Here is a 17,797-nt window from a genome sequence, read left to right as displayed (position 1 = left end):
ACTTGGAACTGTTTAATAGTTTATCAAAACTCCAATTCAGGAAATTTTGATGTTAAGAATTCCAACACCCCCGATTTACGAATTTGCTGCTCCCAGGTAAAGCTTTCCATATTAGGTTTTGAGTAAGACTGGTTATTTACCTGCTCCCAGGTAAAGTTGGAAAGGTCCGGTTCCAGGTAAAAAAAGTTGCCGCCATATTTTTGTTGAAAGCTTTCTACCCAGGCATACCGGCTGGTGACAATGGGCACGCCCAGGGCGGCATATTCCAGTAACCGCACGGAGGATTGCTGGTTAAAAGGCTCTTTATCAGGCAGATAATTAATACCATAGCGCGCTTTTAAAATATAGGTGTCCATGGAGCTGTAGGGCAGGGGACCCATAAAGACTATATTCTCATAATTGCGGTAGGCGGTCTGCAACTGCTGGTAATCCGCGCTTATTACTAATAGGGTTCTTTCTTTCAACGCCCCGGTGCTAAAGCAATTCAACAGGGCTTCGGGTTGGCGTACGGGCGAAAGATCGCCGGTGTATACAAAGTCGAATTCGCGTTCGTGTAAAAACGGATCGGCCAGCAGCCATTGTTCCGGTACGCCACTTTCGCGGTAACCAAAGGGGATGTGATCGTGGAGATTGATGACTTTTTTTACATATTCATTTAAAAACAACCGGAAATCGGGTTGGGCGCTAAAAAAACTTTTCCACCAGTTCTTCCACCAGCGCCAGGGGGGCAGGGAGGAGGAAGCATATTCATGAATTTTAAAAATGCCTTCCTTGGGTTTGGTAAGGTCGGCCCCCATTATCCACCACTCCACATGCCGGTGCATCAGGCCCAGATCGTTTTTATCGACTATTTCACACGTTATATTGTAGCCCGAAAAGAAACGGCTGTATGCGTCCAGTTCGGGCAAAAAGGCTTTATTATTATGAACAAATGCAATTGTCATGAGCTGGTAATCGGGATAAATTTATCAATAAGATGACAGACTGTTTGTACTTTTGCGCTTTCTTAAAAAGCTGTTTGACAACAGGCTAAAGATAAAAAGCTGGCAGTGAGGGTGTTTTTGCCCGCCGCCTGCTGATTCTCCGACCCTAAAATACGATCAATCAGCATTTTAACTATATTAATTAATATGGAAGTAACAGTAAAAACGGCAAAACAACTACGTCTTACCGAAGAAGAATTCGATTTAATAAAACAAAAACTTGGCCGTACGCCCAATTTTACTGAATTGTGCGCCTTCAGCGGTATGTGGAGCGAACACTGCAGTTACAAAAATTCAATTAAGTGGTTAAAAACCTTGCCCCGCGAAGGCAAAAAGATGCTTGTAAAAGCCGGTGAGGAAAATGCGGGTCTGATGGATATTGGCGACGGCTTTGGCGTTGTATTTAAAATAGAATCTCATAACCACCCCTCGGCTATTGAACCCTTTCAGGGCGCTGCAACCGGGGTAGGAGGTATTCACCGCGATATTTTTACCATGGGCGCCCGGCCTATTGCCTCGCTCAATTCCCTGCGTTTTGGCAACCTGAAGGAAGCCAAAACCCAGCATCTGCTGGCTGGCATTGTACATGGCATTGGCCATTATGGCAACTGCTTTGGCGTACCAACCGTTGGCGGTGAAATATATTTTGAACAGTGCTACCATACCAACCCATTGGTGAATGCCATGAGCGTGGGTATTGTAAAGAATGGCGAAACCATTTCTGCTACTGCCAAAGGCATTGGTAACCCCGTGTTCTTTGTTGGTTCTGCTACCGGTAAAGATGGTATTGGTGGTGCTTCTTTTGCCTCTGCCGATATCACTGCTGAAAGTGCAGAAGAATTACCTGCCGTACAGGTGGGTGACCCCTTCCAGGAAAAGAAACTGCTGGAAGCCTGCCTGGAAGTAATAAAAACCGGTGCGGTTGTGGGCATGCAGGATATGGGTGCTGCCGGTATTATTTGTTCTACTGCCGAAATGAGCGCCAAAGGCGAAGTGGGCATGCGCATTGACCTGGATAAAGTGCCTACCCGTCAAAAAAATATGAAAGCCTGGGAACTGTTGCTGAGCGAAAGCCAGGAGCGCATGCTGATGGTGGTTGAGAAAGGCCGCGAAGCTGATGTTCAACAAGTGTTTGATAAATGGGACCTGCCCTGTTCTGAAATAGGCGAGGTTACCAATGATGGCATCCTGCATTTTTATATGCATGGTGTGCTGGAGGCTCAATTGCCTGCCAATGAACTGGTACTGGGTGGCGGGGCTCCGCAATATACCCGCGAGTATAAAGAGCCTGCATACTTTGAAAAAATTAAAGCTTTCAAGGCAGATTCAATTGAAGTGCCTGCCGATTTGAAAGCGGTGGCCGAGCAGATCATTACCATCCCCAACATTGCCAACAAACGTTGGGTGTATGTACAATACGATAGCATGGTGGGCGCTGGAACTTCTACCACTAATCAGCCTGCCGATGCAGCTGTGGTAATTGCCAAGCCAACCAATAAAGGACTGGCGCTTACAACCGATTGTAACAGCCGGTATGTATATGCCGATCCATTCACTGGTGGCATGATAGCCGTGTCTGAAGCTGCCCGCAACATCGTTTGCAGTGGCGGCCAGCCTTTAGGTATTACCAACTGCCTGAACTTTGGTAACCCCTACGATCCGCAGGTGTACTACCAGTTTGTATATGCGTTGAAAGGCATGAGCGAAGCCTGTAAGAAATTCGATACTCCTGTAACAGGTGGTAACGTAAGTTTCTACAACCAGAACCCTGATGGCGCGGTGTATCCAACCCCAACGATCGGGATGGTGGGTTTGCTGGATAATGTGAACGATAAAATGACGATGGACTTTAAAGCTGCCGGCGACCATTTATTCCTAATAGGCACCAGCCGCAACGACATCAATTCTTCTGAATATTTACATAAGGTTAAAAAGGTAGAGTTCAGTCCGGCCCCGCATTTTGACCTGGAAGAAGAGGCTACCCTGCAGAACAAGATCGCTGAACTGATTAAAGCGGGTGTTATTGCATCTGCTCACGATACCAGTGAAGGTGGTTTGGTGGTAACACTGCTGGAGAGCTGCTTTAACCGCAACCTGGGTGTTGAGGTGAGCGCAGCGAAAGCCGAAATTCGCAAAGATGCTTATTGGTTTGGTGAGGCGCAAAGCCGGGTGGTAGTAAGTGTAAAGCCTGAAAAAATCGATGCCTTCAAAAAAGTAGTGGGCAACCATCCTTACGAACAGCTGGGCCAGGTTACCAGGGGCGCCATTAAAGTAGATGGTAAAGACTGGGGCACCATCGAAGCCTGGAAAAATAAATATGATACGGCCATTGAAAATTTACTGGCCGGTCATGAAAGCGAGCATGCATTGAGTGCACTCTAATTGTGAGTAGTGAGTAGTCAGTAGTGAGTAAGCTCGCGATTATTTAGAATGCTGAACAATCGGGAACCCACTCACTACTGACTACTCACTACTGACTCCTCACCGCTGACCATTGATGATTGCTCCATAATATGATGAACATTCACGCATAGACAAATGAACAAAGATTCAAAAATAGTAGTGACCGGCGCTGCCGGATTTATAGGAAGTTGTTTAACCGGTTTTCTGAATGAAAAAGGATATAACCGGTTGATCCTGGTTGATGATTTTACCGAGCCTGAAAAGATGCAGAATCTCGAAGGCAAACAATACGAAGAGAAAATAGAGCGCGAAGATTTTTTTGAGTGGCTGGCTGAACATAAACCTGCCATCGACTTTATCTTCCATATTGGGGCCCGTACCGATACCACCGAATTCGATTATTCCGTACACCAGCATTTGAACGTGGAGTATTCCCAAAAAATCTGGAATTACTGTACAGCGAATAACGTGCCGGTAGTATATGCTTCTTCAGCGGCTACCTATGGTAACGGGGAAGAAGGGTATAACGATGACCATGCAGTGGTGTATGCATTGAAGCCATTGAACCCATACGGCGTTTCAAAAAACGAGTTTGATAAATGGGCATTGGAACAAACCACGCATCCGCCTTTCTGGGCCGGGTTGAAGTTCTTCAATGTATATGGCCCCAATGAATATCACAAAGGCCGCATGGCCAGTGTGATCTGGCATTCGTTCAAACAAATTAACCAGTCGGGCAAAGTGAAGTTGTTCAAATCGCACAAGGAAGGCTTTAAAGATGGCCAGCAGTTGCGCGACTTTGTATACGTGAAAGATGTGCTGAAGATCTGCTACTGGTTAATGGAACAGTTTGAAAAGAACAGCGGTGCGGTAGCCAGCGGTTTATACAACCTGGGTACCGGCAAAGCCCGCAGCTTTGAGGACCTGGCGAAATCTACCTTCAGAGGACTGGACAAAGAACCGGTGATCGAGTTTATTGATATGCCTGAAGACATTCGCGATAAATACCAGTATTTCACCGAAGCGAATATGCAAAAGCTGCGCGATGCGGGGTACAAGGACGAATTCTATTCTTTGGAAAATGGAGTGGATGATTACGTGCGTAACTATTTAGTGAAAGGAAATTACTATTAGAACGCTAAAGGCTTAACGCTGAACGCTTAACGCCGAAGGCAAATACAGCATTAGAATCAGGATCATGAACAAGAAAATAGCTATCATAGGCGGAGGTAATTTAGGAACTGCAATAGCAGAAGGCCTTATCAACAGCGGTTTTACCCGGCCTGAACATATATTAATCACCAAGCGGAATATTAAAACGCTGGGTGCGCTGGAAAAACGCGGCGTACTGGTGAGCGATAACAATGAAGAAGCCGTTCGTTTCGCCGATATGATCATCCTGGCGGTAAAGCCGTTCCAGGTTGATGATATTCTGGGTAAGCTGAAAGCATTGTTAAATCCCGAAAAGCAGGTGCTGGTATCAGTGATCACGGGTATCTCCATCAAGCACATGCTGAAAGCGGTTGATATAAAAATACCGGTTATCAGGGCCATGCCCAATACGGCCATCGCCATTCAGGAAAGCATGACCTGTTTGTCTGCTTCAAACGACGTAACCCGCGACCAGGTGAGTTTTATTGAAGACCTGTTCAATCAATTAGGCAAAGCCGTTTGGATAGATGAGAAACTGATGGATGCCGCTACGGTGTTAGGCGCTTGTGGTACTGCCTACGCTATGCGGTACATCCGCGCAAACATCCAGGGGGGAATTGAAATTGGTTTCGATGCGGCTACTGCCAGTTTAATAGCGGCGCAAACTGTAAAAGGCGCTGCAGAATTATTATTGAAGAAAGGTTCACACCCCGAACAGGAGATCGATAAAGTAACTACACCCAAAGGTTGTACTATTGCCGGGTTGAATGAAATGGAACACCAGGGTTTCAGTTCATCGCTCATTAAAGGTATTGTTGCCAGCTATGATAAAATTGAAAAGGATAAAGGATAGTTAGGCATGTAAAACTACGGGCGTCAAATATATTTTATGTTTAGACGTTAAATAGACCGCGCAGCAGGAAAGCGAATAAGTGAGTGTGTTATAGATACGGGATAGAAAAATTACCGTGTGTTATAGACGTAGTATTACGAGTGGTATATTACGGATATATTAAAAAAGCATATGTTTGCTTGCACATGAGGTAAAATTTTCGTTCTTTTGCTGCTGGAAAAATTAATTACCCCCGTACCCTTCGGTAATAACCCATAACCAATTATGAAAAAGGAGAAATTGAGTTTTCTTATACTATTTGTTGAAGTAGCCGCGATCGTATTCTTGCATTCTGCCAAGAATCATCAACCTGATAGCAATAAAATGTTAAGCGCAAAAAAATCGGTTGTTGGATCGCCCTATCAGTTAAAAGCGCTGTCCCTGACCAAGGTAAAATAGTAACCGACCTACTATACATTTTTCATCCCTCCCGATGTATCGGGAGGGTTTGTTTTTTCTGGCAGATGCTCCCCCAATCCCCCGTTTACCCCTAACGTATTGATTTTAACGGGTTTTTAATATAATTCACAGCGGGTGGCCCGGTTTTCCACACCTCAAAATCGTGTTTTTCTGGCGCACTAATTTGCCGTAACTTTGCACGACCTCCCGGAATTATTTTTGTGTTAAGCGTTTAACTTTCCGCTGGTCAAAAATTTAGTGGACTAGGATTATCAGTAAAAAAGATTGAAGACGTAAAAATCACCATTTATTATGGCCAAGCATATTTTTGTTACCGGTGGGGTAACTTCATCATTAGGAAAAGGGATTATTGCAGCCTCGCTGGCAAAACTGTTGCAGGCGAGGGGATTGAGGGTAACAATTCAGAAATTCGATCCGTATATCAACGTCGACCCGGGAACGCTCAATCCATATGAGCACGGCGAATGTTATGTTACGGAGGATGGCGCCGAAACCGATCTTGACCTCGGTCACTACGAGCGCTTCCTGAATATCTTCACGTCACAATCGAACAACGTAACTACCGGTCGTATTTATCAAACCGTAATTAATAAGGAGCGCGAGGGCGCCTATCTGGGTAAAACCGTTCAGGTTGTTCCGCACATTACCGACGAGATCAAACGCCGCATTCTGTTGCTGGGCAGTACCAAACAATATGATGTTGTTATTACCGAGCTGGGTGGTACAGTAGGGGATATTGAAAGTCTTCCTTTTATTGAAGCATTGCGTCAGCTGCAATGGGAGCTGCCCGAAGAAGATACAGTGGTAATTCACCTTACACTGATCCCATATTTAAAGGCAGCCAAAGAATTAAAAACGAAACCAACACAACATAGTGTCAGGATGATGAGCCAGGAAGGCGTGCATCCTGACATCATCGTTTGCCGTACAGAAAAAACGCTCACTCCTGATCTTCGCCGCAAGATCGCCCTGTTCTGTAATGTAAAACCGGAAGCGGTGATTGAAGCAGCCGATGCACCCACCATCTATGAAGTGCCATTGGCCATGATGCGCGAAAAGCTGGACGTTATTTGTTTAAAGAAACTCAACATAAATGGTTTCCATGAGCCGGACCTGGCAAAATGGAAAGAGGTGCTTGACAAGCTGAAGTACCCCAAGAGCCAGGTTACTATTGGTCTTATTGGTAAATACATAGAGCTGCAGGATGCCTATAAATCGATCCTGGAAGCCTTTGTACATGCAGGCGCTTCCAACGAATGCAAAGTACAGATCGTAAATGTGCACAGTGAGTTTATTACGCCTGAGAACGTAGCGGAGAAACTGGCTAACCTCGATGGGTTGCTGGTAGCGCCTGGTTTTGGTCATCGTGGAGTAGAAGGAAAGATCCTGGCCGTAAAATATGCCCGTGAAAACAAACTGCCGTTCTTTGGTATCTGTTTGGGTATGCAAATGGCGGTTATTGAGTTTGCACGCAATGTACTGGGACTGAAAGAAGCCCATTCAACCGAAATGAACGTGAATACGCCCGACCCGGTTATTGACCTGATGGAAGAGCAGAAAGCTATTACCTCAAAAGGTGGCACCATGCGTTTGGGCGCTTATACATGCGAAACAATGGAGGGAAGTCTGGCCCGCAGCGTCTATAACAACCCAACCATCAGCGAACGTCACCGTCACCGCTGGGAGTTCAATAACCGCTACCTGAGCCAGTTTCAGGAAGCCGGTATGGTAGCCAGCGGAAAGAACAACGAGAATCAGCTGGTTGAGATCGTTGAACTGCCAAACCATCCATTCTTTATTGGCGTTCAATACCACCCCGAATTAAAGAGCACGGTGGAAACCCCACATCCCCTGTTTGTACATTTTGTGAATGCTGCCAAGGTGTATGCCGAGCAAAAAAGTACCGTAAAAAATCCTTTGCTCCAAAGCGAGATGATATAAGGCTTAATTTATAAGTGTAAAGTTATAAATCGTTAATAGATATGCTGTTACCGGCATATCTATTAACATTCTGTAATAAATATGCAGAAGAGTCAACTAATACATTAAAACTTACAACTTCCGACTATCTTTGCACCTCTTCTAAACTAGTAGTATAATGAATTTTGATCGCAATACGGTGATTGGCTTTGTGTTGTTAGCGCTTTTACTGTTTACTTACCTCTTTATTTCTACCAGAAACAGTCATGAACTGGAGGCTAAAAAGCAACATTTTACAGATTCTGTTACCCTGGTACAAAATCATATCAGGGATTCCATTTCCAGGTTAGCACCCACCGACACCACGCTTAACAGGCCTGTACAACCAGGCGAACTGGCAACCCGCGGAACAGAAGCCATGACCGTAATTGAAAATGAAGTAGTTAAAATCAGTTTTACCAATAAAGGCGGCCAGCCTAAACAGGTTGAGCTGAAGAACTACAAATCGCTCAATAGCAAAACGCCGGTGTTGCTGAACAATACCGCTTTTGACAAGATCTCTTATGGCCTTACCACCAGCAATGGTTCTGTACAGGTATCTGACCTGTATTTCATGGACCCCAAAGTGGTAAAAAATGCCGATGGCAGCCAAACCATCATCTACCAGGCGCCCATCCCCGGCAGAGGTAATGTTACCCACCAGTTCACGGTTCATCCCAATGATTACCTGATAGACTGGGACGTGATGCTGAACGGCGCTGATAAAATGCTTACCCAGGGCAATTTCAACCTGATCTGGCAAAATGAGCCTACTCAGCACGAAACCGATGTGGTGTATGAGCGCAATCAAACCACCGTTTGTTTTTATGACGAAGATGGTTTTGATTACGTGCAAACCAAATCGGCCCGTACCCTGGAAAAACCGGTACAGTGGGTGAGCGCTTCCCAGCAATTCTTCAATACCTCATTGATAGCAGCAAAGGATAAGTTTACTTCCGGCGACGTTAAGTTCATCAAGAACGCAACCGACACCACCAACAAAGTGGCTGAAATAACTACCACCCTGCAAACAAAAGTTCCGTTAGGGCCTAATGTTTCTATTCCTTTGAGATTGTATTACGGTCCCAATGATTACGCGATCCTTCGCAAGCACAAAGATCAGGTGCCTGAAATGGACAAGATCGTAAACCTGGGTCGTGATATGTACGCGTTTGTACGTCCCATCAACAAATACATTGTGATGCCGGTGTTTGGCTTCTTCAGAAGCTTTATCGGCAGCCTGGGTATCGCTATTTTGTTGCTGACCCTGTTCATCCGCCTGTTCACTTCACCGCTGGTTTATACCAGTTACCTGAGTGGTGCAAAAATGAAGGCGTTGAGACCTGAAATTGAAAAGCTGAAACAAAAGTATAACAACGATCAGCAGCAGGTAGGGGTGGAGCAAATGAAATTATTCCGCGAAGCCGGGGTGAATCCGCTGGGAGGTTGTTTACCAGCCCTGTTGCAGATCCCTATCTTCTTTGCCCTGTATAGCTTCTTTAACTCTAATATCGATCTGCGTGGCGTAGGCTTTTTGTGGGCCGATAACCTGGCTTCCTATGACGCTGTTTTGTCGTGGAAGACCAGCGTGCTGGGCATGACGCACCTGAGTTTGTTCACCGTTACGGCGGTGCTTACCAGCTTCCTGATTTCGTTGTATAACATGAACATGACGCCCGATCAAAACAACCCGGCGCTCAAGTACATGCCTTATATCTTCCCGTTTGTACTGTTCTTTGTGTTCAACCGCTTACCTGCGGCCTTAACCTGGTACTATACCGTGTCGAACCTGATAACGCTGATCTTACAGTTCGTTATTCAGAACTACATCATCAACCACGATAAGATCCTGGCTAAGATCGATGAGAACCGCAAGAAACCGAAGACGAAGTCTAAATGGCAGGAACGACTGGAGCAAATGCAGGCCGCCCAACAGGCGTCTCAGCAGGCACAGAATAAGAAGAAGTAACATAGTGTAAATCGTTATATCAGGGAAGTGAGTTCTGAAAAGGAGCTCACTTTTCTTTTTGAAGCAGGTTGACGGGTTGACAAGGGAGTTGATACAGTTGACAGGGTTGAAAAGGTTGCGGCGACGGCGTGCAGTGAGCGTTTGGGGCGCTTCATTTTTAACATTATTCTGATAAAAAACCGCTTAACCTTTTTAAAATTAACCGGTCTTTGTATTTTACGCAAACAACTATAAGAACCTTATCTGCATCTTGTATATTATTACAACCGTAGATTATGAAAAAGAATATTGTAATACTGTTAATGAGTTGTTTGGGAATAGGATTTTCCGCCCAGGCACAACGTAAGGTAAGCGAACTGACCCTTACCTACGATGCCAGTATTTCAAGTGGGAGTAAAGAGCCCAAAATGGCCGATGCCCTTGACGGACACACCAAAACGATTTATGTTAAAGGAAATATGAGCCGGGCCGAACTGGCCAGCGCCCTGTTTTCTTCGGCCACCATCCATGACTCCAAGGCCGGAACGTCTGTTGTATTAAAGGAAGTGAGCGGGCAAAAGCTGCTGATAAGAATGACCAGCGACAACTGGGCTGAGAATAATAAACGCTACGACGGCATCACCTTCACCAATACCAGCGATACCAAATCCATTGCCGGTTATAACTGTATTAAGGCGGTGGCTACGTTACCCGATGGAACCACCTTCACCGTGTATTATACGCCGGATATCGTTCCTGAGAACAAGGATTACGACTACCAGTTCAGGAACCTGAACGGGCTGCCGCTGGAATATGAATTGGTGCAGGGGAAACTCACCATCAAATACACGGTATCAAAGATCAATATGAACCCCGTACCGGCTTCTAAATTCGATATCCCTACATCAGGCTACCGCGAAATGACTTATGAGGAAAGTAAGAAAATGAACGTAAGCAATTAAGCTGAAGGTTTCCGGATTATTTACGTAACCGGAACTTCAGATCAAAGGCGTTCAGATTAGTGTGTTGTTGATAAAGTGATTTATCAGGGGTTACATTAATGTTAACCCGGCTGGTGTTTTTATAAGGTAAAATAAACACCTTATTGCCTTGCTGATAAGTCACCACCGTGTTGCAGGTGATAACATTATTGGTGCGCACACTGTAAAAGGTGTGGCTTCCTGTATAGGCAGGACCGGCTTTCAGCGTAAAGCCATTTGTTGTTCTGATTGGAGTAAAATCGGGTTTGCGAAGCATCTCCGCCTTCTTTTTGTCACCACCTCCGCTGCTGGCCAGCGCAAGCGCAAAGGTCCCGATCATCGCACAACTGATGAGGGTCTTTTTAAGCATGTGGTTAAGTTTTAGCGTAAAGTTTGCTTGCATATTGACTACAAAAATATAAAAAAAATTTTGTTTTCTTTAACCCTTCGCATTAAAGTTTTATACTTCTCTTAACGGATGAGATACATAAATGTTACGGATTTCATAAAGAAACGGTTGGTTTTTTTGAAATATTTTGATTATTATTCATAACCAGCTGTAATTCATGGTTTAAATGTAGTTTGAACATTATAATAGCCCGGGCCGGGTCACAAACAACTGATAATTAGCTGTGGATAAGTAGTTGTAATTAGTTTATCATGATTATGCACATCTGTCTAAAACTAAAATTGGTTACCAGCCGTGAAAATCCTATTTTACATTAACCTACTATTTAAATAAATGAGAGAAAATCCGTTTCGTCAGGATAATGAAGAAATCAGGGAGTTAGTTAAGCAGTTCCAGAATCTCAAAGCGGGGCGGGGGCATTCCTTTCTTGAAGAAGAGGCCTTTGAAAAGATCATAGACTATTTTGATGATGTTGAAGATCTGCCGCAGGCATTGGAAGCTGCAGAAATGGGTATTGAACAATATCCCTATTCATCGGCATTGCTTATTAAAAAAGCCGACCTGCTGATAGCCACCCGGCACTATAACGAGGCCCTGGAAATACTCAATCACGCCGAATTACTCGACAGCAACGATATTAACCTGTATATTTTAAAAACCGACGTTTACCTGGCGCTCGACCAGCAGGAGAAAGCCGTGGAACTGCTGGAGAATGCCCTGCAGTTGTTTGAAGGCCAGGAGCGGATAGAATTGTTGTTTGAGCTGGCCGATGTGTATGATGATTACGAGGAGTTTGACAAAATCTTCGATTGCCTCAAACTCATCCTGGAACAGGAACCTTCCAACGAAGAAGCCTTGTATAAGATCTGTTTCTGGACCGACTTTACCGGGCGTAATGAGGAAAGCATTACCCTGCATCAGCAGATCATTGATGAGAACCCATACAGCGAGCTGGCCTGGTTTAACCTGGCAGCCGGCTTCCAGGGATTAAAACTCTACGAAAAGGCCATCGATGCCTATAAATACGCGGTTGCCATCGACGAAAAGTTCGATTATGCCTACCGTAATATGGGCGATGCCTTTATTCGTTTACGTAAATACAAAGACGCCATTGAAGTACTGGAGAAGGTGTTGGAGCTGAGCAGGCCCGAAGACGTGATCTATGAAGCCATAGGACACTGCTACGACCGCATGAAGAACTTTGCGCAGGCAAGGTTCTATTACCGCAAGGCTTCGCATTTGAACCAGGGCGACAGCAAGCTGTATTACAAAATAGCCTGTACCTACATCAACGAAGGACAGTGGTCGATGGCCGTAAAACAGCTGGAGAGCGCCATGCAGATCCATCGCCTGCAGCCGGAGTATAACCTGGCTATGGGTGAATGTAAAATGCAGCTGGGCGACTATAAAGAAGCTATACAGTATTTTTCTAATGTGGTAAGGCAACGGCCCCGCAATATCTCAAGCTGGGAAGCGCTGATCCGCTGTTTGTACCAGGGCGAATTTTATGAAGAAGCCCTGGAACAGGCGAAAGCCGCTTTAAAGATCACCGAGCAGAAACCCATATTCCTCTACTACCTCAGCGCCATTTACCTGGCATTGGGTAAAACCAAGGAAGCCCTGTTACAGCTGGAAGCAGCGCTGGCGGCATCGCCTAAACTGCTTAAGAAGCTCATACATCTTAACCCCGCTATTCTGCGGCATCCGCTGGTTATTGATGTAATCGCACATTCCAAGAAAAGAAATTAAATGACAATACGACCTGTCAGGTGCGGTTGAAAAGTCTGCTTTAGCAGGCTGTCGCCGTGCACCTGACAGGTCTTTCTATTAGTCTACCTGGCTTGTTATTGCATAAAGCAAGGGTTTTAATTTGACTTTAACAGTTGTGCCAATAGGTTTTTGCAGATGATTTTAACCATACCACTTGTATGATGTTTTCCATTATTTTTGCGGCGGCTTTAAAAATTGTTGCACAAAAAAACTAGGAATGAATTTTAACCTCACACAGATCCCCGACAGGATAAAGAAACCACGCAACAGCGGTATTACCATGGTAATGGATAAAGGCCTGAGCATTCCGGAAGCGCAAAATATGATGAGCGTGGGTCACCCGCACATTGATATTGTTAAGCTGGGCTTTGGCACTTCGTTCGTAACACCGAACCTGCGCGAAAAGATTGAAGTTTACAAATCGTACGACATTCCCGTTTATTTCGGCGGCACTTTGTTTGAGGCGTTCCTGATCCGTAACCAGTTCAATGATTACATCAGTGTTTGTAAAGAGTACGGTATTTCCTATATGGAAGTAAGTGATGGCTCTATCAATATCCCCCATGCAGAAAAATGCGGTTATATTGAAAAGCTGGCCAAATACGGTACCGTACTTAGTGAAGTTGGAAGTAAAGATGCTGCTCATATTATTCCCCCTTATAAATGGATTGAGTTGATGAGCGCCGAGCTGAAGGCCGGTTCATCATACGTAATTGCCGAAGCCCGCGAAGCCGGTAACGTAGGTATTTACCGCGGTTCCGGTGAAGTACGTGAAGGTCTGGTACAGGAGATCCTTACCCAGATTCCCGGTGAAAAGATCCTGTGGGAAGCACCCCAGAAAGCACAACAGTTATACTTTATTGAACTGCTGGGCTGCAATGTAAACCTGGGTAACATTGCCCCTACAGAAGTTATTCCCTTGGAAACAATGCGGATAGGTTTGCGTGGCGATACGTTTAATTTGTTTTTGAACGGAAACGGTACACATTAGTTGACCAGTTGACGGGTTGACCAGTTAACCAGGAGGTTGATAGCGTTGACAGGGTTGATAGCGTTGACAGGGGAAGGCCGCGATGTGGTTTCACGTTTCTCCGCCAGCTGGCGGATTCACGATTGAACCTGGGTTCTCAAGTGCATCACTTAAAAGAAGCATCGTCATAATGAAAAGATATGGCTTGATTGGCTTTCCGTTGAGCCATTCATTTTCTCAGAAATATTTTACGGAAAAGTTCCAGCGGGAAGGGATCACCGGTTGCGTGTATGATAATTTCCCGCTGGCTTCTATTGATGAGTTTGCTGCGTTGATACAACAACAGACCGATCTGCATGGCCTGAATGTCACCATCCCTTATAAAGAGAAAGTAATTCCCTTCCTTCACGCGCAAAGCGACGTGGTTAAAACCATCGGGGCCTGTAACTGCATCCGGATCGAGAACGGTGAACTAACCGGTTATAATACCGATGTGGTGGGCTTTGAGGAGTCATTAAGACCTTTACTGCAACCCCATCATAAAAAAGCATTGGTGCTGGGTACCGGCGGCGCTGCCAAGGCTGTTCATTATGTATTGAACAAGCTGGGAATTGAGTTTTACGAAGTATCCCGAACACCCGGCACTGCCCGTCAGCTTTCTTACCAACAGGTTACCGACGCGGTGATAAAGGAACATGAGGTGATCATCAATACCAGTCCGCTGGGTATGTACCCCAAAGTTGAGGAATGTCCGCCCTTACCATACCAGGCGCTTACTCCAAAGCATTATTTGTTCGACCTGGTGTACAATCCCGCCAAAACATTATTCTTACAAAAAGGAGAGGAGCAGGGCGCTGCCATCAAGAATGGACATGATATGCTTATTATACAAGCGGAAGAGAGTTGGAGAATCTGGAATGGTTGATAAGAGTTCCGGGTTCCGGGTTCCGGGTTCCGGGTTATCGCGCAGGAGTGTATTGCTTGCAGCTTGTGGCTTACAGCTTGAAGCTGTCTTCGCCTTTCAACTTCTCAGCAACTTCTACAGGAATCGCTGCTACCTTCTTCTTACTATAGTCATAACAAACCATGCCGGTTTTAGCTGCGGCTACTAATACGGTAGAATCGCCGGAACGTTTTTCCAGTTTATAATACAGATCGAAAGATATCTTAGTAATATCGCCGGCAGCTACGGAGGCAATCACTTCATCGCCGTAGAACAATTCGCTTTTGAATTCGATGCCCACATCACTCATAATAACGCCAACGCCGGCCAGGTCCAGTTCGCCATAGCCCAACTGTTTCAGGTATTGCACCCGCGCTTCATGGATCATGCTAAGGATGGTATCGTTACCCACATGTTTGCCATAATTGAGGTCGGTAATGCGAACAGGGATAGTTGTAGAGAAAGAAAACTGTTCAGGAAGTTCTACTTTAATTCTGGCCATACATCGGATGGTATTTCTTATCCTTTCTAATTTCTCAATTTTAATTCCTCATTCCTCATTTCCCTGCCTTCACTTCAACATTCAACATTCGATATTCAATATTGACTTATTCATTCTCCATCAACAGATCCTTCAGCTCCAAAATATCGGTAAAGCTGTTGGCGGTAGGAACAAACGAAGCCTGGTTCATGAATTTTTCTTTCCATTCGCTGAAGCGAACTTTCCACAGGCTGTTTTCCTGCATCATGAAATCGAAGTAATCCTGCGGTTCAGCTTCCTGGTTCAGGGTGCTGATGATGTGCAGGAATTTGGAGGAGATGCGGGTTTGCTCGCCATTGGGACTTGTTACGTTGATGTAACAGTTATCGGGAGAGGTAACCAGTTTTTTATCGAGGATAACCTGACCCTTGGCATCGCGAATGAGCGGCGCCTCCACGTCAGGGGAGTTGGCATCGGTAAAATCAACGGCCTGCATCTCGTCGGTACCTGCATAGCTGGTGGCAATGGGCTGATAGTCGTAAAATGCAGTACGACGGGCGCCATGGCGCACAAAGCGGTTGTTAAGCAGGCTGGCATCGGCCGAAGCCGTTAAAGTGGCTATGGGTTTTGGTGAAGGATGTTCACCTATTTCCATGTCTGCCGCACGTGTTCTGCCGGGTGCGGCAGCGCTTTTATTACTGGCTGGCGTGGTGGTGGTTTTTCCGGCCACTTCAGGCGCATCGGTTGTATTGGTCTTATCTAAAAAGTACCAGGCGCCAACGGTCAATAACACCATGGCTGCTGCGGCAATGATAGCTTTGCGGGAGGAGTGCAGGTCGATAACCCGGCCTTCTTTTTTGGCGGCAGGTTGTTGGGCCGATAAATAAGCGGCTATCTTTTCCCATACCGAAGCCGGCGGCGCTACGGCAAGCGTGTTCATTTTTTTGGCAACCAGCACTTCGTCTGTTTCACGCTCGCCACTGGTGAGTTCAGCTGCAATATTCGACCATAAACCTGCCGGTGGGGTAACCGACAGTTCAAACATTTTTTGAGCAACAGGAGCATCTTCCGCATCAAATTCAGCATTCAGCCTGGCCGCAATTTCGGGCCATACGCCCGGTGGAGGCTGTACTTCCAGGTTATTCAATATGTGTTTAATCTTTGTAGCCATGGTTACCGGGTGTAGGATTTTTGCGTGTCGCTTAAATATTGAGCTATCTTCTTTTGTAAAACGGATTTGGCCCGCGCCAATTGTGATTTACTTGTGCCTTCACTGATTCCCATCATATCACCTATCTCTTTATGTGAATATCCCTCCACTACATACAGGTTGAACACCGCTCTGTAGCCGGGAGATAGTTCCTGAACAATCTTTATAATGTCTTTTTCTGCCAGGTTTTCAAGAGCCGAAATGTCGGTATTTTCAAGGGTGCCTTCTTCTTTTTCCGTAACCATCGACAGTTTGGTCGATTTTTTACGGAAGTGTTCGATGGACGTATTTACAAATACCCGTCTGATCCAGCCTTCAAAGGAGCCCTCTGCCCTGAAATGGTGTAAGTTTCTGTAAACCTTAATAAAACCTTCCTGCAGCAGATCCTGCGCGTCTTCGACATTGCTGGCATATCGCAAGCAAACTGCATACATTTTGGGAGAAAATCGGAGGTACAGTTCTTCCTGCAAGCGCCGGTCTCCTGCAATGCATCCTTTAATTAAGTCGGATTCAGATATGGTATAGTTGCTTTTTGGCTCCAAAAAACTTTATCTAAATATTAAAATTACTCCTATCGTGTTGTAATTACCTGATTTTGCAAAAATAATACAAGTTTATCAGCTGCTTTTTTCCGGTGGCTGACGGCATTTTTTTCTGCCATGGTCATTTCGGCAAAGGTGCGGTCGCTGCCGGTTGGTTTAAAAACCGGGTCGTACCCAAAACCGCCTGCGCCGGATGGTGAGCGGGTTATTTCCCCTTCACATATCCCCTCAAAAAGCCATTCCTTATCTTCCCAGATGAGGGAGATCACCGTGCGGAACCGGGCTTTTCGGTTTGCTGCATGGCCTAGTTTGGTCATCAGCTTTTCGATGTTCTTGTCAAAAGCCTTGTCCTCCCCGGCATAGCGGGCGCTTTTTACGCCTGGTTCGCCGTTCAGGGCGTCCACCTCCAGGCCGGTATCTTCGCTAAAACAGCTTAGCCCGGTTAACTGATGTATGACGCGTGATTTTTCCGAAGCGTTGGCTTCCAGCGTATCGTGCGGTTCAGGAATGTCAATATCTATGCCTGCCTGTTTTAACGGAATTACTTCCAGGTGCTGGCCAATGGCCGCCTGGATCTCTTCTACTTTATGCTGGTTGTTTGTTGCGAAGATTAACTTCATTGAAATGGTTAGTTGTTAGTCGAAAGCAGTTTTATGTTTAAGTGTTTAAGTTATTGGGTTATTAAGTTCTTGGGTTTTTAAGTTTTGAACTCAGGTCTGTCTTTGAACTAACAAA

At 45.5% G+C, this 17,797-nt stretch carries 16 protein-coding genes; 10 read left to right on the top strand and 6 right to left on the bottom strand.

The genetic code is table 11. The features are described from left to right. Window positions 1–23: 23 nt before the first annotated feature. The gene (locus NIAKO_RS23150; protein WP_014220882.1) at window positions 24–944 is read right to left on the bottom strand and encodes a glycosyltransferase family protein; all 921 of its coding nucleotides are present in this window, start codon (window positions 942–944) and stop codon (window positions 24–26) included. 186 nt (window positions 945–1,130) lie between these two features. Between NIAKO_RS23150 and purL the strand changes: the two genes are divergently transcribed. From purL to NIAKO_RS23120, 7 genes are all read left to right on the top strand, one after another. Next, window positions 1,131–3,365 carry a phosphoribosylformylglycinamidine synthase subunit PurL gene (gene purL, locus NIAKO_RS23145; RefSeq protein ID WP_014220881.1) on the top strand — a complete coding sequence of 745 codons (2,235 nt, stop codon included), beginning with the start codon at window positions 1,131–1,133 and terminating at the stop codon, window positions 3,363–3,365. 156 nt (window positions 3,366–3,521) lie between these two features. After that, window positions 3,522–4,520, top strand: a complete 999-nt coding sequence (rfaD, locus tag NIAKO_RS23140) for an ADP-glyceromanno-heptose 6-epimerase (protein ID WP_014220880.1) — start codon at window positions 3,522–3,524, stop codon at window positions 4,518–4,520. Between the two features lie 64 nt (window positions 4,521–4,584). Then, window positions 4,585–5,391, top strand: coding sequence for a pyrroline-5-carboxylate reductase (gene proC, locus NIAKO_RS23135; RefSeq protein WP_014220879.1), 807 nt, complete (start codon window positions 4,585–4,587; stop codon window positions 5,389–5,391). A gap of 264 nt (window positions 5,392–5,655) precedes the next feature. After that, window positions 5,656–5,829 (top strand): hypothetical protein, encoded by a 174-nt coding sequence (locus NIAKO_RS38675; RefSeq protein ID WP_014220878.1) that lies wholly within the window; start codon window positions 5,656–5,658, stop codon window positions 5,827–5,829. Between the two features lie 312 nt (window positions 5,830–6,141). After that, on the top strand, window positions 6,142–7,791 hold the full coding sequence (locus NIAKO_RS23130) for a CTP synthase (protein WP_014220877.1): 1,650 nt from the start codon (window positions 6,142–6,144) through the stop codon (window positions 7,789–7,791). A 157-nt stretch (window positions 7,792–7,948) separates the two neighbouring features. Further along, window positions 7,949–9,778: a membrane protein insertase YidC gene (gene yidC / locus NIAKO_RS23125; RefSeq protein WP_014220875.1), complete on the top strand. Its 1,830-nt coding sequence runs from the start codon at window positions 7,949–7,951 to the stop codon at window positions 9,776–9,778. A 275-nt stretch (window positions 9,779–10,053) separates the two neighbouring features. Further along, window positions 10,054–10,719, top strand: a complete 666-nt coding sequence (locus NIAKO_RS23120; protein WP_041347180.1) for a hypothetical protein — start codon at window positions 10,054–10,056, stop codon at window positions 10,717–10,719. Between the two features lie 16 nt (window positions 10,720–10,735). Here the strand turns inward: NIAKO_RS23120 and NIAKO_RS23115 are convergent, their stop codons facing one another. Further along, entirely contained in the window at window positions 10,736–11,107 is a 372-nt protein-coding gene (locus NIAKO_RS23115) for a hypothetical protein (RefSeq protein WP_014220873.1), read from the bottom strand. A 372-nt stretch (window positions 11,108–11,479) separates the two neighbouring features. Here NIAKO_RS23115 and NIAKO_RS23110 point away from each other — a divergent pair, with 372 nt between their 5' ends. From NIAKO_RS23110 to NIAKO_RS23100, 3 genes are all read left to right on the top strand, one after another. Next, window positions 11,480–12,895 (top strand): tetratricopeptide repeat protein, encoded by a 1,416-nt coding sequence (locus NIAKO_RS23110; RefSeq protein ID WP_014220872.1) that lies wholly within the window; start codon window positions 11,480–11,482, stop codon window positions 12,893–12,895. A 238-nt stretch (window positions 12,896–13,133) separates the two neighbouring features. After that, on the top strand, window positions 13,134–13,907 hold the full coding sequence (locus NIAKO_RS23105) for a phosphosulfolactate synthase (RefSeq protein ID WP_014220871.1): 774 nt from the start codon (window positions 13,134–13,136) through the stop codon (window positions 13,905–13,907). Window positions 13,908–14,076: 169 nt separating this feature from the next. Next, on the top strand, window positions 14,077–14,811 hold the full coding sequence (locus NIAKO_RS23100; protein WP_014220870.1) for a shikimate dehydrogenase family protein: 735 nt from the start codon (window positions 14,077–14,079) through the stop codon (window positions 14,809–14,811). Window positions 14,812–14,881: 70 nt separating this feature from the next. On the opposite strand, the gene NIAKO_RS23095 is transcribed toward NIAKO_RS23100, so the two are convergent. From NIAKO_RS23095 to rdgB, 4 genes are all read right to left on the bottom strand, one after another. Further along, on the bottom strand, window positions 14,882–15,331 hold the full coding sequence (locus tag NIAKO_RS23095) for an acyl-CoA thioesterase (protein ID WP_014220869.1): 450 nt from the start codon (window positions 15,329–15,331) through the stop codon (window positions 14,882–14,884). A gap of 106 nt (window positions 15,332–15,437) precedes the next feature. Continuing rightward, the gene (locus NIAKO_RS23090; protein ID WP_014220868.1) at window positions 15,438–16,481 is read right to left on the bottom strand and encodes a hypothetical protein; all 1,044 of its coding nucleotides are present in this window, start codon (window positions 16,479–16,481) and stop codon (window positions 15,438–15,440) included. A gap of 2 nt (window positions 16,482–16,483) precedes the next feature. Beyond that, the gene (locus NIAKO_RS23085) at window positions 16,484–16,990 is read right to left on the bottom strand and encodes an RNA polymerase sigma factor (RefSeq protein WP_107685733.1); all 507 of its coding nucleotides are present in this window, start codon (window positions 16,988–16,990) and stop codon (window positions 16,484–16,486) included. 101 nt (window positions 16,991–17,091) lie between these two features. Beyond that, a complete protein-coding gene (rdgB, locus tag NIAKO_RS23080; protein WP_014220866.1) occupies window positions 17,092–17,682 on the bottom strand; it encodes an RdgB/HAM1 family non-canonical purine NTP pyrophosphatase in 591 nt (196 codons plus the stop codon). Window positions 17,683–17,797 lie beyond the last annotated feature (115 nt).

Source organism: Niastella koreensis GR20-10, assembly GCF_000246855.1.
Lineage (GTDB): Bacteria > Bacteroidota > Bacteroidia > Chitinophagales > Chitinophagaceae > Niastella > Niastella koreensis.
Note: the sequence above shows the minus strand (reverse complement) of the source record. Positions and strands in the feature narration are given on the sequence as shown.

Bases quoted from the DNA above. Each gene is read 5' to 3' on its own strand.
- NIAKO_RS23130 (WP_014220877.1), top strand. From the start codon at position 6,142: ATGGCCAAGCATATTTTTGTTACCGGTGGGGTAACTTCATCATTAGGA.
- NIAKO_RS23115 (WP_014220873.1), bottom strand. From the start codon at position 11,107: ATGCTTAAAAAGACCCTCATCAGTTGTGCGATGATCGGGACCTTTGCG.
- NIAKO_RS23100 (WP_014220870.1), top strand. From the start codon at position 14,077: ATGAAAAGATATGGCTTGATTGGCTTTCCGTTGAGCCATTCATTTTCT.
- proC (WP_014220879.1), top strand. From the start codon at position 4,585: ATGAACAAGAAAATAGCTATCATAGGCGGAGGTAATTTAGGAACTGCA.
- NIAKO_RS23095 (WP_014220869.1), bottom strand. From the start codon at position 15,331: ATGGCCAGAATTAAAGTAGAACTTCCTGAACAGTTTTCTTTCTCTACA.
- yidC (WP_014220875.1), top strand. From the start codon at position 7,949: ATGAATTTTGATCGCAATACGGTGATTGGCTTTGTGTTGTTAGCGCTT.
- NIAKO_RS23105 (WP_014220871.1), top strand. From the start codon at position 13,134: ATGAATTTTAACCTCACACAGATCCCCGACAGGATAAAGAAACCACGC.
- NIAKO_RS38675 (WP_014220878.1), top strand. From the start codon at position 5,656: ATGAAAAAGGAGAAATTGAGTTTTCTTATACTATTTGTTGAAGTAGCC.
- purL (WP_014220881.1), top strand. From the start codon at position 1,131: ATGGAAGTAACAGTAAAAACGGCAAAACAACTACGTCTTACCGAAGAA.
- NIAKO_RS23090 (WP_014220868.1), bottom strand. From the start codon at position 16,481: ATGGCTACAAAGATTAAACACATATTGAATAACCTGGAAGTACAGCCT.
- NIAKO_RS23120 (WP_041347180.1), top strand. From the start codon at position 10,054: ATGAAAAAGAATATTGTAATACTGTTAATGAGTTGTTTGGGAATAGGA.
- NIAKO_RS23110 (WP_014220872.1), top strand. From the start codon at position 11,480: ATGAGAGAAAATCCGTTTCGTCAGGATAATGAAGAAATCAGGGAGTTA.
- rdgB (WP_014220866.1), bottom strand. From the start codon at position 17,682: ATGAAGTTAATCTTCGCAACAAACAACCAGCATAAAGTAGAAGAGATC.
- NIAKO_RS23150 (WP_014220882.1), bottom strand. From the start codon at position 944: ATGACAATTGCATTTGTTCATAATAATAAAGCCTTTTTGCCCGAACTG.
- rfaD (WP_014220880.1), top strand. From the start codon at position 3,522: ATGAACAAAGATTCAAAAATAGTAGTGACCGGCGCTGCCGGATTTATA.